Source organism: Blastococcus brunescens, from assembly GCF_035320885.1.
Taxonomy (GTDB): domain Bacteria; phylum Actinomycetota; class Actinomycetes; order Mycobacteriales; family Geodermatophilaceae; genus Blastococcus_B; species Blastococcus_B brunescens.
Genome location: NZ_CP141261.1, coordinates 4886640 through 4901425 on the forward strand (window position 1 = coordinate 4886640; position 14786 = coordinate 4901425).

At 62.9% G+C, this 14786-nt stretch carries 11 protein-coding genes; 6 read left to right on the plus strand and 5 right to left on the minus strand.

The window, feature by feature from the left end; genetic code table 11:
- Positions 1 to 68 precede the first annotated feature (68 nt).
- A complete protein-coding gene (locus U6N30_RS35210) occupies positions 69 to 1586 on the plus strand; it encodes a WecB/TagA/CpsF family glycosyltransferase (RefSeq protein WP_422678172.1) in 1518 nt (505 codons plus the stop codon).
- Positions 1587 to 2737: 1151 nt separating this feature from the next.
- Here U6N30_RS35210 and U6N30_RS32895 read toward each other — a convergent pair.
- Positions 2738 to 3040 carry a hypothetical protein gene (locus tag U6N30_RS32895; protein ID WP_324275613.1) on the minus strand — a complete coding sequence of 101 codons (303 nt, stop codon included), beginning with the start codon at positions 3038 to 3040 and terminating at the stop codon, positions 2738 to 2740.
- 1187 nt (positions 3041 to 4227) lie between these two features.
- On the opposite strand from U6N30_RS32895, the gene U6N30_RS32900 reads away from it, so the two are divergent.
- From U6N30_RS32900 to U6N30_RS35215, 4 genes are all read left to right on the plus strand, one after another.
- Entirely contained in the window at positions 4228 to 5034 is an 807-nt protein-coding gene (locus U6N30_RS32900; RefSeq protein ID WP_324275614.1) for a glycosyltransferase family 2 protein, read from the plus strand.
- 628 nt (positions 5035 to 5662) lie between these two features.
- Complete coding sequence (locus U6N30_RS32905; RefSeq protein WP_324275615.1) at positions 5663 to 6337, plus strand: glycosyltransferase family 4 protein; 675 nt, start codon at positions 5663 to 5665, stop codon at positions 6335 to 6337.
- A 1103-nt stretch (positions 6338 to 7440) separates the two neighbouring features.
- Positions 7441 to 7797 (plus strand): hypothetical protein, encoded by a 357-nt coding sequence (locus U6N30_RS32910; RefSeq protein ID WP_324275616.1) that lies wholly within the window; start codon positions 7441 to 7443, stop codon positions 7795 to 7797.
- 234 nt (positions 7798 to 8031) lie between these two features.
- Complete coding sequence (locus tag U6N30_RS35215; protein ID WP_422678011.1) at positions 8032 to 8412, plus strand: glycosyltransferase; 381 nt, start codon at positions 8032 to 8034, stop codon at positions 8410 to 8412.
- 182 nt (positions 8413 to 8594) lie between these two features.
- On the opposite strand, the gene U6N30_RS32915 is transcribed toward U6N30_RS35215, so the two are convergent.
- Together U6N30_RS32915 and U6N30_RS32920 are read right to left on the minus strand one after the other, a co-directional pair.
- Positions 8595 to 9371 (minus strand): IS630 family transposase, encoded by a 777-nt coding sequence (locus U6N30_RS32915; RefSeq protein WP_324275617.1) that lies wholly within the window; start codon positions 9369 to 9371, stop codon positions 8595 to 8597.
- On the minus strand, positions 9359 to 9577 hold the full coding sequence (locus U6N30_RS32920; RefSeq protein WP_324275618.1) for a helix-turn-helix domain-containing protein: 219 nt from the start codon (positions 9575 to 9577) through the stop codon (positions 9359 to 9361). Before U6N30_RS32920 ends, U6N30_RS32915 begins: the two co-directional genes overlap by 13 nt.
- A 506-nt stretch (positions 9578 to 10083) precedes the next feature.
- On the opposite strand from U6N30_RS32920, the gene U6N30_RS32925 reads away from it, so the two are divergent.
- The gene (locus tag U6N30_RS32925; RefSeq protein WP_324275619.1) at positions 10084 to 11343 is read left to right on the plus strand and encodes an IS256 family transposase; all 1260 of its coding nucleotides are present in this window, start codon (positions 10084 to 10086) and stop codon (positions 11341 to 11343) included.
- A gap of 1797 nt (positions 11344 to 13140) precedes the next feature.
- Here U6N30_RS32925 and U6N30_RS32930 read toward each other — a convergent pair.
- Complete coding sequence (locus U6N30_RS32930; protein WP_324275620.1) at positions 13141 to 14139, minus strand: division plane positioning ATPase MipZ; 999 nt, start codon at positions 14137 to 14139, stop codon at positions 13141 to 13143.
- Complete coding sequence (locus U6N30_RS32935) at positions 14136 to 14402, minus strand: YveK family protein (RefSeq protein ID WP_324275621.1); 267 nt, start codon at positions 14400 to 14402, stop codon at positions 14136 to 14138. Before U6N30_RS32935 ends, U6N30_RS32930 begins: the two co-directional genes overlap by 4 nt.
- Positions 14403 to 14786: the final 384 nt, after the last annotated feature.

Consider the following 14786-nt stretch of genomic DNA (forward strand, 5'->3'; position numbering starts at 1 on the left):
ACGTGCACCAGTTGACCGAGGCATGGAAGGGTCCGCACTTTCGAGCGGTCCTGGACCGGGCGAGGTACGTGTCCACGGACAGCAGAATTCTCGAGCTAACGGTAGGAGCGCTGGGTTTTTCCTACTCGAGCCCTGTGACGTACGGTGTTGATATATTCCGGCAGCTGTGTCACCGCGCCGAAGCCTCCGGACTCAAGGTGGGACTCTATGGCGGCGGCGACGCCGTCTTGGCAGACTTACAGCGGCGCCTCAAGACGGAGTTTCCTGACCTGCGGGTCGCATTCGCGGAATCGCCTCCTTTTGCGGATGCCGAACGCTTAGCACAGGATGAGAGCGTCGAACGGATAAAAGCCGCACGGCTGGATATCCTGTTCGTGGGACTTGGCTGTCCGAAGCAAGAGAGTTGGATGAGCAATGTTGTCGGCGAGATCGGATGTATGGCGATAGGATTGGGTTCCGCTTTCGACTTCCTCGCTGGCGCGAAGCAGATTTCGCCTTTATGGGTACGACGAGCCGGCCTCGATTGGTTGTGGCGTCTTGGCGCCGACCCCCGAAGGCTGTGGCGGCGGTACGTCCTGGGCAACAGCTTGTTTCTGTGGCGCGTTCTCCCCTCGTCGCTCGACGCCGCCTCAGAGGCGCTGCGGTCGATCGATGAGCATCGTGCGTCGTGGGGCCGACTTCCGCGGCGCCGGTCGCGGCCGCCCCTGATCCTTATTACCGGGGTGGATGGAGCTGGAAAGTCCGCTGCCACGGCCGGCGCCTGCGACGCACTGCGTTCCGCTCGCATGCCTTTCATTCATGTACACCATCGCCCGGGACTCGTCATTCCATATCGCAGGCGACCCACCGGGCCTGTGTCGATGCCGCATGCGGGCGCACCGCATTCACTCGGGAGCAGCATTCTCAAGGTATTCGCGACTCTGCTGGACTGGAAAGTCGCACAGTTCGTCTGGAGGCAGAGAGACTGCGCCGTGGTGGTTGAGCGCGGGTGGTACGACATGTTCGTCGATCCGCACAGGTATCGACTTCACATGTGGTCCCGAATCCTCGTGAAGTGGCTGAGCTCTCTCATGAGGGCCGACTTGGCAATCATGTTGTTCGCGGAACCTGACGCGATCAGAGCACGGAAGCCCGAGCTCACCGCAACGGCTATTCGAGAGCAACAGCGCCGCTGGCGGGATGCGCGTGGGCTCGCGGCATCTTGCGCACGAATCGATACGACGGAAGGCGGGGAAGAGACGACGCGTGACCTGGCATCAGATGCAGTTCGCCGGGTGATTGCGAAACAGGGAAGGCCACAAGCGGCGGCCGAGGAAATCACCTTGGTCGGTGGCGCGGATGAGGCTGGCCGTATGAGGGTCGTCCCGTTCGTTCCCCGTAGGCTGGAGCTAACGAGCAACGCTAGAGACACGGTAACGATTCGCACCTTGTATCGCCCCGGTCGACTACGAGGGCAGATGGCGCTTGAGATGGGCGCCTCGTGGGTCACCACGTTGAGGGGCGCGGATCAGGCACGTACACCAGGCCGTTTGACCTCAAGAAGGTTCTCGAGACCGTCCCGGCGCCGTTCGATGGGGTCTCCATGATTCGGTCGCATGGTCGGGACCGATGGGTGGTGGCTCTCTCGAACGAGGGAGTGCTGATGTCAGTCGTGAAGGTTGCAGGGCTCGATGACCGGAGGATCTTCAAAGAGGCGACTATTCTTCGCCAACTGGACGGTCCAAGGCGCCAGTTCTACACGCCGCGGGTTTTGAGCTACGCTAGTTCCGACGATGTACAAGTGCTTGTTCTGGAGGCTGCCCCAGTTTCGAGCCGTCCATTACGACTCACCGTGAGGGACGGACTTGAACTCTCCGTCGGCCTTCACCATGCGGTCGACGGGGGCATTACACACGGCGACCTCGCCCCTGGAACGTTGTTGGCGATGGGATAGGACCTAATTGGCTAGTGGATTGGGAGGACGCCGATGACTTCGTTTCGGGTCGCGACTTCGCTCATTATGTTGTGAGTTCGATTGGAGTCATCCCGGGCGTTACAGCAGCACGTGCGGCTAGCATTCTCAGTACGGACTCGCCTTGGTTGGCCGAGTTGGCCACTCGCACGCACACCCATAGCTCGACTCTGGCCGGATCAGTTAGGATCTACTTGTCCAGACTGTGCGACCGAACAGATCGGCTCGGCGCGAACGGTAGACGAGTCGTCGCATTGCTGCACTGAACCCTCGTCATCCGACGGACGGAACATGAGTACGACTGCTGCGTATCTCACCCTTCCGAAATGTCATGGATGCGCGCTCGCGGTTTGAAGCGAGTGCCCCCGTCGCCCGTCGGCGAACTGGTTGTGCGGAATGGTACGTAGCCTGTCCCGCTTAGATGCGGAAGCCTCCTTGCCAGCCCCGTGGCGCACAATAGCAAATCGAGCAAGAGGCATACGAAAAGCGCACTCGCGATCTCGAACATCACTGGATTGAACGCGGCCGTGACGAGCGCCGCAGCAAGGGCAGATGCGACGATCGGGGCCACCTCGTCGGAGGGAGTCGCCACCTGCCCGCTTCGACGGAAACGAGACACGAGGTACCCGCACACTGGCCCGACAATCGCGTAGACGAATAAGATGAACCCGAGAACGCCGCCGAGCACTGCGACCTGCAAGTAGTCATTGTGGAGCGGCACGCGGTCGTATCCCACAATGTAACTCGGGGCGTCTACAGTGACATTGGCGGCAAAAACCGAGCCGATCAGGGGCTGTCCCAGAAGAGCTCTTCACCCTTGTCGAAGAGCGCTTGGCGAGCATTTGAATTGTCAGTCTTACCAACCGCGGCGAAGTAGCTAGAAACCAGCCCTCTGCTTCCTCCAAGGAAATCGCCGCTGCGGCGATCGCCGCGCCTGAAAGCAACAGCGTCGATGCGACAAGCCGCCTGGCTGTTGACCCGGATAGCATTGAAGTCGTGAAGCCTACGGCTATCGCGATCACCGTGGTCAACGCTGGATAGGCCAGGAACTGCATCACGCTTAACGCGAAGGCCGTCGCGACGAGCCACCACTGCCTCCTCGCCACGCTACCTATCATCGCTAACACAACTAGGTATGCACGTTCATGAGAAATGGCCTGGTAAGGCACCAATTCCAACGATGCATACCAATACAGGTTGGCCATGATCAAGTATGCAAACCCAGAAAGCTGAAGTGACGTTATCAGACGTTTAACGTCTCTATGCGTTCTGGATAGAACGGATCGCCGGTGTGCTAGTGCGAGCAGGCAGGGGAGAAAAACACGAGCCCATTCGCGCCCTCGCCGAGAAAGGCTCGCCCAACTAGTGCTCCACATAGTCCGAGCGCAACAAGCGCCGCAAGGGGCTTGTCGAACCGGCTTTCGACACCATCCCGGGGAGTGTCACCCGTCCAACGATAAGGAACGCCACGATCCCGTACGGCACCCACGTTGGTGCTAGTTCGACTAGCCCCCGGCAATGCTTACAAGAGTCAAGCCCACTGCCCTGTGGTAGACGTCGCGCCAAGAACGAGAAGCGGACAGGACGAGAAACGCGCACGCCAAGGCGACCGCGCCTAGGCCAGTCGCCAACTCTCCCGATTGGACAATCGGCGAAGCTAAAAGACCGAGGCGCAACAGACTGCAACAACGTATGGACCGAATGCGACAGTCTTCTCTCTGATGCCAACCGACCCTGAGGGCGTCATGGGTCTGTGCCGGCCCCGGATCACGGCACGAGCGTAACAGAGCTGACGCCTAGCGACTGTTCGCCGACTCACTTCCGAAGTGTGTGCGGATGTGCTCCATAGTGCGGCCACCGACGGGTGCAGCGACCCATGATGAACCATGTGTAGATGGGGCAACGAGAGAGATGGCGTCGAGCTGCATGCGCGCCGGGCGCTTCATCTGCATACCGGAGCTGCAGAGGGCCGGTGTGCGAATGCGGCCATCAACCTAGGGAAGCCCCTTAGCCGATCAGCTCCCAGAGAAGAGAGCGTGGAAGCTAAAGGTCCCATCCCGAGCCGGCACCGCAGGCGGGTCTGGCCCTCCACCTACACAGCCGCTCTCGCATGGTCACGAGAATATGGAGGAACGTGGCGTGCAACGCCTAGGAGCAGCAATCGACCGCGGAAACGCTCTCGTCTAGCCCGTCCTATGAGTCGCTGTCCAATGGCCATAGGTTCATCGCAAGTGCGCGCCGTCGTCCGTGGACGATGACTCACGTACTATGCACGCATGGCAGGCGAAGTTGTCTCAGTCCTTACACCGTCGTACCAGTACGGCCACTTCTTGGCCGATGCCCTGGCGAGCGTCAGATCTCAGGCTGGAAGGTTCGAGCACGTTGTCGTAGACGGAGGCTCGACGGACGATACCGTCGGACTGCTTGAAAATCAGTCCTTTGCGTCTTGGCTGTCCGAGTCGGACAGGGGGCAAAGCGACGCGTTAAACAAGGCTTTGGGACTGGCCTCGGGGGACTGGATCGGCTGGCTGAACGCGGACGAGTTCTATCTCCCCAGCATCTATAATGTCATTCAGCCCCACTTTGAGACTGCGGATGTCATCTATGGCGACTTTGTTCAAGTGGACGCAGATGGTCGACTTCTCGAACTCGTCGCTGGCCACTCGATGTCGAGCACTGTGATGAAGTACTACGGTCCCCTGATGCCCACGTGTGCGACCTTCATCCGGCGCTCTCTCCTCACGGAGCGAGATTCTTGGCATGAGGAACTGCGACGGGTCATGGATTGGGACCTTTGGCTCAAACTACTTTCGCGCCGGGCGCGCTTCGCCTACGTTGGCGTGCCGCTAGGAGCATTCCGGATCCACGATTCTAACGTTACAAATGTCGAACGATCACGATCGGCGGTGGAGTATCGGCATCTGGACACCGCCTATGGGCGACATGTTGGCGCGACGGGCAGAGTGTTAAGGGGTTGGGCTCACCTAGAGCATGCACTGAGAAAGGTTAGCAACGGTGCTTACATCCGGGAGAGAATCCTCGCCCGCCAGCGCGGAACGGACTTCCGCTGGTGGGGTGACTGAGTGTCCGGCTTTGGGGGACGCGGCCAACTGGCATCCCTTGTGGGCACGGACTGGTCGTCTGTCGAAAGGCCTGCCTGTGGGCCTCGTAGCTGCAATAGCGTCAGACGGCTCAACCATTGGAAACGAGGCGCCAGGTGAGGATAGCCTTCGTTCATAGCTTCTACAGGCCTGGCCAACCTAGCGGCGAGAACATTGTGGTCAAAGCGCAAGTGGATGCGTTAAGACGGCAAGGTCACGAGGTCGTGGTTGTGGCACGGCAGTCGACTGATAACGGCCTCGCCCCCGCTCTGCGAGGGCATGGACTGTATCCACGGGTTGGGGAGCTGACCCAAGAGGACAACTGCGCGGATTCCAGGCAGACGTCGTGCACGTGCACAACCTCTTTCCTAATTGGGGGTCCCGTTGGTTGGGCCAGTACCGAGGAGCCAAAGTGGCGACGCTTCACAACTTTCGGCCCTTCTGCTCGGCGGCGACTCTCTTCCGAGACGGGAAGTCGTGCAGTGACTGCCTTACGATGGGCAGTTTCCAAGCGGTGCGACACAGCTGTTACCGCGACAGCAGAGCGGCTACGGTGCCGCTGGCCATCGCGACGCGGAGTGGGGGACGAAAGAACCCCATTACGTCCGAGGTGGATCATTACATCGCGTTGAACCGCGACGCCGCAGCGATCTACTCATCCCAGTTTCCGTCTATGGTCATCGACGTCGTCCCAAATTTTGCACCACTTCCTGAAGTCTCAAAACCAACGCTTGATCCTCGGATACGATCGGGATTCGTCTTCGCCGGAAGGCTAACTCCGGAGAAGGGCATCAAGTGGCTCCTTGAGCATTGGCCAAGCGGGGAGCCCCTAACAATCTACGGTGACGGACCCCTGAAGGGCCTCGTGGCCGCTGCTGCGAACACTGCTCATTCCGGCATATCCTTCAAGGGGCAGATTCCTCAGGCGGACCTGGCCAAGGCAGTGGCAAGAGCTGAAGCCCTTATTCTCCCGAGCCTCTGGCGGGAGGGCAAACCGACAGTGATGCTGGAGGCGCTAGCGTCAGGAACGCCTGTACTCCTTTCTAACGCCGTCGCGGAAGGCGACCTTCTCGAAGCGGCTGGCGCGGGAATCACGTTCGAGGCGGGGGTGAGTTCGTCTTCCTTGGTCCATGCCATCGACGCTTTGAGAGCGGGCGCGTCGGGGTTCATTAGTCGCGCTCGCCACCTGTACGAATCCGAGTACTCTGAGCAGATCTGGCTGGAGCGCATCGGCGGCGTGTATGAGCGAGCACGAACCAAAGCACGGCTAAGGGCGATCCGGTGACATCCTCGGCTTCGGAGGCTGTCACCTACCATCAGTGCCTGCGCTTGGCGGAAGTGCATATAGGCCGCGCCTCGCGCGGGGCAAGGAGGAACTAGTGCCAACGACGGACCCGTCATTGGCTGCCATGATCCTCGACGCACTCGACAGCAGCAAGATGCGCTACGCAGTGCTTCACGGTGAACAGCGCATTGCATCCGGAGATGTGGAATCAGATGTCGATCTGGTCGTCGACCGCTTGCCTTCAAGCGTCGTATTGGATCTGGCCGACACGTTGGAGCCCTCGGGCGTAGGACCCATCATGTTGTGGCCCTCGGATCGCAACAACCTAAACACCTTCTGGGCAAGATGTGGTAGTTCGTCGGGAACCCAGATCGACCTAGTCTTCGATCCCCACGGCCGCGCCCGCTATGCCGTGAGGACTGGTCCCCTCTTGGCGCACGTGGAGCGTGGCGAGCGGTGGTCGCGGTTGTCTGAGTGTGCCGAAGACCTTTACCTAATCTCAAAACGCTGGGCTAAGGGGGATACGACCGCTCTGCGCGGCATCCTGGCGAGGGCCGACTGTGAGGCGCTTACCGCCCTGGCGCCACGGGTCTTGCAACGGCGCGGGTATCGGCGCCTCCGAGGGGCTCTTGCTGGCAAGAAGCCGGTTGCCTGGGGCAACTCTGCAACACGACTTCAAAGTCAGTTGTCGCGCAGAGGTCTGCATCGCCTTCGTCACCCAATCGCGCACCACATCAACATCGCTGGGGACGATCGTGCTGTATCGGCCGCTATGGCCGAATTGACTGAAAGTTACTCACCCGTTCTCGGCCGGTCTCCGTCCGTAGCGGGGAGAGGGGTTCGCGGAAGGGTTCTCCTGGCGATCGACTCGCGCAGGCCGGTGTTGATCCTGCGCCCGCCGGGGATGCACTGTGCCGGCGGAATCTCGGTCTCGGCGGACGACCCCGAGCTCCTCGAGAAGGTGTGGCGGGGGATGGTCGAGCTCACTCGGGGGCAGTTGACGGGAACTTATCGTGGACTTGTGTGAGGGCTTGCCTCGGCTGCCGATTCGGCTCCTTTTCAGCGCCTACGCCTGTGATCCGCATCGAGGATCCGAGCCCGGTGTGGGCTGGGAGTTCCTCAAGGCTGCGTTGAGCGTTTGTGAGCATGTTGATGTTCTGACCCGGCAGAAGAACGTCCAGCTAATCCGGGAGGCTCTGTCTGATGAGCAGTTGGTGCGGTGTCGGCTCATCGGCTTCGACCTAGGCCTAGGCGCCAAGCAATGGAAAAAGCGGCTCCCTCTAGGTACTCAGGCGTACTACGCTGCCTGGCAGATCCGCGCCCGATCGGTCGTGCGTCGCTTGCACGAACAAAACCGGTTCGACTTGGCGCACCACGTGACCTTCGCGACCGACTACCAGCCGGTAGTGGCCCGTGCGCTGAAAGGGGTGCCGTTCGTATGGGGTCCTGTCGGGGTGTGACTGGTACCCCGCTCCGGCTCTACCGCTACCTCGGCCTTAGGGGGCCATCGGGGAGGCGACCCGGGAGATTGGAGGGATGGTGGGTCGGAAACTCGTCGGTCGCCGTACTGCAATTAGATCATCGCTGATGATCGCGAACAACTCGGATGTCGGAAACTACTTTCGCGGTATAGCGCCAAAGGTTGCCGTCGAGCCAAACGTGGCAATCCGAGTTGCTCAGGGGTGGGCCCTGCGATGGACGTGGCTGACGGCGAATGGATAGTGGGTGTCGGCACGCTCGCTCCATTGAAGGGCTGGGCACTTGCGATCGATGCAATCGCATCGATGCCGGAACCTAGGAGCCGACTGTTGCTCGTAGGGACGGGACCCGATGAGGGCCGCCTTCGCGCCCGCGCGCAGCGGCGTGGTGTGGCTGACCGAGTTCGTTTCGCGGGACACCTTCCACGCGACCAGGTGTTCGCGCTCCTGACGTCGGCCCGGGCGCTACTATTTCCCAGCTTTCACGACTCCGCCGGGTGGGCGGTGGCAGAAGCGTTAACCCTCGGGTGTCCGGTTGTTTGCCTGGACCTGGGGGACCGCAGGACCTGCTTCGCCATAGCGGCGGCTCCGTCGTGAGCTATCGGGGTCGCGATCTTCCGCGGCGCATTGGTGCTGCGCTGAGCTCCCCTCGGTCCCGCACGACCCCGACCGATGGCGCGCCGAACGGCTACCTCGCCTTTTGCACGACTGGTACACGTCTGTGCTGCTAGTGCCCTGACCACGAACGTTGGCCGGGAAGTGAATGACAGGGCTGTGATTCATGCTGCCGAGCGCTGTCGTGGCTGGCCCCAGCGCCGATGTCGTTCGCTGCGGACACGGGCCCGTTCCCGGCGTTGGGCGGACAGGACGTCGGGGTGGCGGGCGTGGGCGCTGCGCCAGCGCAGGTAGTCGTGCAGTCCCCGGGTTAGCGCCACATGGTTGGCGTACTCGGAGTTGGCCAGCACGAACGAGCGCAACGGTCCGAAGTGCACCTCGATGGGGTTGGCCCAGGAGGCGTAGATCGGGGTGAAGCAGAGCTCGACGTTGTTGCGTTCGGCCCACCGGCGGATCCGGGCGCCCTTGTGCGCGGACAGGTTGTCCAAGATCACGTAGACCGGCTCGCCGTCGGGTCGTGCCGCGCGGATCGACCGCAGCGCCGCCAGGGTGTTGGCGGCGCTCTTGCGCTTCCGGACCACACCCCACAGCCGGTCCGCGTCGACGGAATAGCAGCCGTGGAACTGCCGGACCCCCTGGGTCTTGTGATAGTTCGCCGGCAGCCGCTGCGGCCGCCTGGCCGGCGCCCAGCACACGCCGGGTGTCGGCACGCAGGCCAGCGGACCGAACTCGTCGAAGGCGAACGTCCGATCGGGATGGTCGTTGATCACCTGCTCGATGCGGGCCAGCTTGGCGTCTCGCTCCGGGTCGGTGGACTCCTTCCAGGTCTTGGTGCGCTGGAAGGTGATCTCGTGGTCGGCCAGCAGCTGGCGGGCCCGCTCCCAACCGATCCGCACTACCCGGCGCGGGTTATCGGCCAGGTAGTCGATCAGCTTGCGCACGCTCCAGTGGGTGAATGGGCAGCCGAGCTTGCGGGGCGGGTCTTGGCCGTCGTGACGAGGAACTTCTCGTCCTCAGTGCTGATCTGGCGGGGACGGCCACCCGCCCAGCGAGGGTCCAGCGCGCTCATCCCGAGCTCGTTGAACCGGTGGATCACCTCCCGCACGGTGTCCTCGTCGGCGGCGACCAACCGGGCGATCCCCGGCACGCTGTTCCCCCGGCCGAAGCCAAGATCACCGTCGCGCGGCGGAAGCGGATCACGGTCGCCGGCGCCTTCGGCTCTCCCCGGCGCACCAGCCGCTGCAGTCGCTGGCCCTCCTCATCGGAGAGCCGTCGCACTCTCACTCGTACAGCCATGCCCCCAAGCATCGGCTTCACCGCCAACCTTTGTGGTCAGGGCACTAGCGTCGGGCAGAGCGGGGGATGCTCGAGCGGGGACATCAAGATGGCGCTAGTGCGTCATTCCGGTGGGCTGATACGCGTAAATTGCTTACGCAGACTCGTGAGTGCGTCGCGGGCACGAATAGTGGCGACCATCCTTAAACTAGCGTGCCACTCAACGGCCGAGTGCATCCTTCCTACGCCCGTGGTCCTATGAGGGTGAGTCCCCTGGAGTGGTGTAGATCGGGCCCCTTGTCGGTCACCGACGTTGAGGGCCACCGCGTGAGGCTCTGTGAGAACCCGCCAAGGAACTCACAGAAGAGGACTCACACGATGGCCCTGGATCAGTCTGCCCTGCTCGAGTTGACCGACGCACTGCGCAGCGCTGACGGCGGCGAGGTGATGCGCCGGCTGCTGCTCACCATGCTGCAGGCGTTGATCGACGCGGAGGCGACCGCGCAGATCGGCGCCGGCCCGCACAAGCGCACCGAGACCCGCACGACGCAGCGCAACGGCACCCGCGACAAGCTCGTCGCGACGACCAGCGGTGACCTGACGGTGAAGATCCCCAAGCTGCGGACCGGTTCGTTCTTCCCTTCGCTGCTGGCTCCGCGCCGGCGGATCGACGTCGCGCTGCACGCGGTGGTGATGCAGGCCTGGGTGGAAGGCGTGTCCACCCGCAAGGTCGATGACCTGGTCGCCGCGCTGGGCGTGGAGTCCGGGATCAGCAAGAGCGAAGTCAGCCGGATCTGCGGCCAGCTCGACACCGAGGTCGCCGCCTGGCGCGCCCGGCCGCTGGACGAGCAGGCGTTCCCCTACGTGTTCCTCGACGCCACCTACTGCAAGGCCAGAGTCAACGGCCGGGTCGTCTCCCGGGCCGTCGTGATCGCCACCGGCGTCTCCGCCGACGGCCGCCGCGAGGTGCTCGGCTGCGACGTCGGAGACAGCGAGAACGAGGTGTTCTGGACCGACTTCCTCCGCGGCCTGCGCGACCGCGGCCTGACCGGGGTGCAGCTGGTCATCTCTGACTCCCACCGCGGCCTGACCAACGCCATCGACACCGTGCTGGCCGGAACTGCCTGGCAGCGCTGCCGGGTGCACTTCATGCGCAACGTGCTCGCCCGCGTCAGCAAGGGGCAGGCCGAGATGGTCGCCGCCGCGATCCGCACGATCTTCGCCCAGCCCACCGCCGACACCGTTCGTGAGGCCGTGGAGAACGTCGCGACCACCCTGGAACGGCAGTTCCCCGCCGTGGCCACGCTGCTGCGTGACGCCCGCGAGGAGGTCACCGCCTTCGCCGACTTCCCGCAGGCGCACTGGCGGAAGATCTGGAGCACCAATCCGCTGGAACGGCTGAACAAGGAGGTCAAGCGGCGCACCGACGTCGTCGGCATCTTCCCCGACGACACCGCCCTGCTCCGGCTCGCCAGCTGCGTGCTGATCGAGGCCCACGACGAGTGGCAGGTCACCGACCGCCGCTACCTCTCCGATGCCTCCATGGCCCTGCTCAACCCGCCCGAGCCGACCGCTCTCGAGCCCCGCCGCACCGACTCCAGCGAGGTGATCGACCAGCCCGCCCTGCAGACGGCATAGTCAGCACCACCGCAGAGCAGCACGCGGACGAGCTACACCACCCCACGGGGCACGGCCCCTATGAGCCTGTAAGCCACGATCCACAGGAGTCCCGCCGTGAGCAATGTGCCCATCGCGAGGCCGGTGGCAGCTCCGACAGCACCCCAGAAAAGGGCTCCTGTCGTAGCGAGAGCTGGGACCAGAGGGTAAAGGACGACGCGGAGCCTGAGTGTGGTCGTGGCACGACCGATCGCTCTCAGAGATACGAGAGCGGCTACCGCAATACCGGACGCGGCAGATGCCGCGCCGACCGCTGGGACGACACTCCTGGCGGCGTCCCAGCTCGGTCCAAGCAGTGCCACTCCGAAATCACGAGGGAGGAAGAGTAGCGCTACGGTGACGCAGACACTAACCGCCACGAGAGCCAGTCCTATGCTCGCGCTCAGTCTGAGGAGGCGCCTCGGCTCGTCGCTTGCGCCGAAGGCTGCGGGTTGCGCGGCCAACATTATTGCGCCGTTAGCTACATTGACAGGTCCGAAAGCGACCTGTGCTGCCCGGATAGCGGCAGTTGCCTGCAGGCCAGCTGTGGCCGTCACTGCAAAAATGGCGGCTTGTCCGGAGCTACTGGCGATCAGACCCTCTAGGGAGAGAGCCAACGTGGTCTGACGTGACGCCTTCCAGTATGTGCGAAGGGCGATGAATCCTGGAGCCACTCGGAGTTGAATCAAGGTACCGACCGAGACAAGTCCGGCGGAGCAGCCCCATACAAGTACAAGACTCGCCGCGCTCAACGCCCCGCCTGCGGTAATTGCAACATACGCAGCCATCATAATGGCGGCTAACGCGATGTCCGCGACCGCAACCCTTGCCGTCGAGTATTGCCCTTGAACCAAATATCGAGTCAAGTCCTGAATCGGAACCGTCGTGTATGCGAGGGAGAATGCGAGCACTGTGATCCTGGCATCGCCGTCGAGCCACCCCCTACCAGCAGGGCTCCTGCCGCCACGGGGGCGACGAGCACGAGGGTGAGAGTTAGCGCGCCCGACTTCACAACATCCGGCTGTAGCTTCTTATTGGCCGTGTAAAGCTGAATCATTGTCGCGATTCCGCTGCGCCCTACCGTAATGACCACCGCATGCACGGTAAGGCATAGTGCGAAGAGGCCAAATTCCGATTGAGTGCTGTTCCGAGCCACGGCTACCGCAAGGCCCAGATTCGTTGCCGAAATCACCGCCTGGTCGATGGCCCCCACAGGCCTTCCCTAAGTAGCCGACGCCTGCGGCGGGTTGACGGCGCGGCCACTATGGGATTACGACGAGCGAACCTAGACAACGTTCCCACCGCCTGCCCTTCCAACCCGCCAGGACGATCCGAGCGCGAAGGCGCACGGGCCGAAGACGATCCACCATCCTGCGAATTGCGCTTCTCCGATTCTTGCTCGAATTGCAACAGGCGCTTGGGGTAGATGCTTCCGACAACCGATCCCACTCGGCGCGGTGGTCAAGATACCTCATGCGCGCGCGGGCGGTCTGTCGAATGCGATGAGCAGTGGAATGTCGTTGCTGTGCGACATCTCTGGCGGCGAGCCCCGGCGCGGACTTGTGTTCCGCTCCGGATGCGCATCATCTCGCAGCTCCTGTCAGGGGTGTGCCCTCCGCCAACTCGGAAAGGCGCAGACCGATCGCGGCAGTCGGCTCACGGCTCGCTGTTAGCTCTTGTCGTGCGCGTAGCTGTATCCATAGCCAGTCGCCGTCGCCATGTCCGCCTTTGGCGGCACGATGTTGAGGATGACTCCGAGCACCTTCGCCCCGACGCGGTCTAGGATGACGGCGGCTTGCTGCAACTGGTCCCGGCGCGTAGTGCCGTAGCGAACCGACAGCAGCACACCATCGGTGTGCACTGCCAGACCGGACGAGTCCGCCACGGGAAGGAGCGGCGGCGCATCGATGAGAACAAAGTCGTTGAGCCCCGCAGCTTGTCGAGCAGCTCGCCCATGTGGCTGGAGGCGAGAAGCTCGCCTGGATTCGGCGGAGTCGGCCCGCTCCCGATCACCTGCAAATGCCCGTCTCCGTAGCCTTGGACGACCTGCTCCAGGTCGGCGGTTCCCGCCAGTAGGTTTGTCAATCCAACCCCAGCCACCATGCCTAAATAGCGCGTAACCTTCGGCCGCCGCAGATCCGCCTCGACCACAGTGACCCTCTGGCCAGCATCGGCCAGCGCAAGGGCCAAATTGACCACCGTCGTCGTCTTTCCCTCCGACGGGAGTGCGCTCGACACCATGATGATCTTGGGTGGTTCGTCGACGTTCAGGAACTGAAGGTTGTTCCGCAGCTGCCGGTAGTCCTCCGCCGTGCGGCTGGATGCGCTCCGGTCCATCATGTGGCGCTTCTCTAACTCTTGATCGCGGAGGATGGCACCGATCACAGGCGCTCGCACGAGGTCCCTGGCCACTTCAGCACTCTTGACCGAACGGTCCAGGCGAGCACGAAGAATCGCCAATCCAGCGCCTACCAGCAGACCAACCAGCCCGGCGAGCCCGGCGTTGCGGACGGTCTGCGGAGAACTAGGCAGCGCAGGAACCAGCGGCGGCTCACTGACCTCCACCTTTACCGGCGAGGGGCGGCCATCTCGTGGTGTCTCGAGCTGGTCGACACGGTCAATGAACTCTTCCGCCAGGACTTCGGCGATCTCGCGGGCACGATCAGGCGAGGGATCGGTAACGGAGACCTCAATTAGTACGGTGTCGGGCACCGGAGTAGCGGTGATGCGATCGCTCAATTCCGCTTCCGAGACGGTCAGATCAAGCCGCTCAATCACCCGGCTGGCAAGAAGCCGCCCTCCAAGACTTGCGCATACGAAGTAAGGCGCTGCTCAGAGAACTGGCTTCCTTGGTACACGTCTGACGGGGATGTCGACTCGGCGGTGGAGACGAAGAACCGGCTGCTCGACGTGTACATCGGCGTCTGGGCCAGGCTCAAGCCGATGGCTGCGCCGGCGGCAACGACCAGACCAAGCATGGGCAGCCACCAACCCGCCCGCAGCGCGCTGAGCAGATCTCGTAACTCCATGATGATCCCCATTCTCTATTTCATGCGGCGCGCACGGGCAGCCCCAAAGCAAACTGACGATAGGCGGAGGCGGACTCAGGGCCCCGAGGCTCGAGCAAGAATCACTCACCACGGGTTAATCGAGACGCTTTCGGTTCCGCTCGGCCCCTCGAACACATGGATTCACGCAGGCCCACCTGTGGCCCGGGCCCCTCGAAGGGAGCGGTCGGATGAGCACGGATCAGATCAGCGGCACGCCCGAGCGGACGGCAAGCCTCGCTGACGCCGACAATCAGGCCCACTTTACCGGGCAGCAGGGGTGTGCGGACGCGAATGACGTGCGCGCAGAGGTCCGCTCGACCGACGGCACAGGTTCCCGTCTAGCGATACGTCGAGCCAGGGGTGAAGCAACGACTG

Coding starts and splice junctions, on each gene's coding strand:
- U6N30_RS32900 (WP_324275614.1), top strand. CDS start 4,228: ATGGCAGGCGAAGTTGTCTCAGTCCTTACACCGTCGTACCAGTACGGC.
- U6N30_RS35215 (WP_422678011.1), top strand. CDS start 8,032: ATGGACGTGGCTGACGGCGAATGGATAGTGGGTGTCGGCACGCTCGCT.
- U6N30_RS32925 (WP_324275619.1), top strand. CDS start 10,084: ATGGCCCTGGATCAGTCTGCCCTGCTCGAGTTGACCGACGCACTGCGC.
- U6N30_RS32935 (WP_324275621.1), bottom strand. CDS start 14,402: ATGGGGATCATCATGGAGTTACGAGATCTGCTCAGCGCGCTGCGGGCG.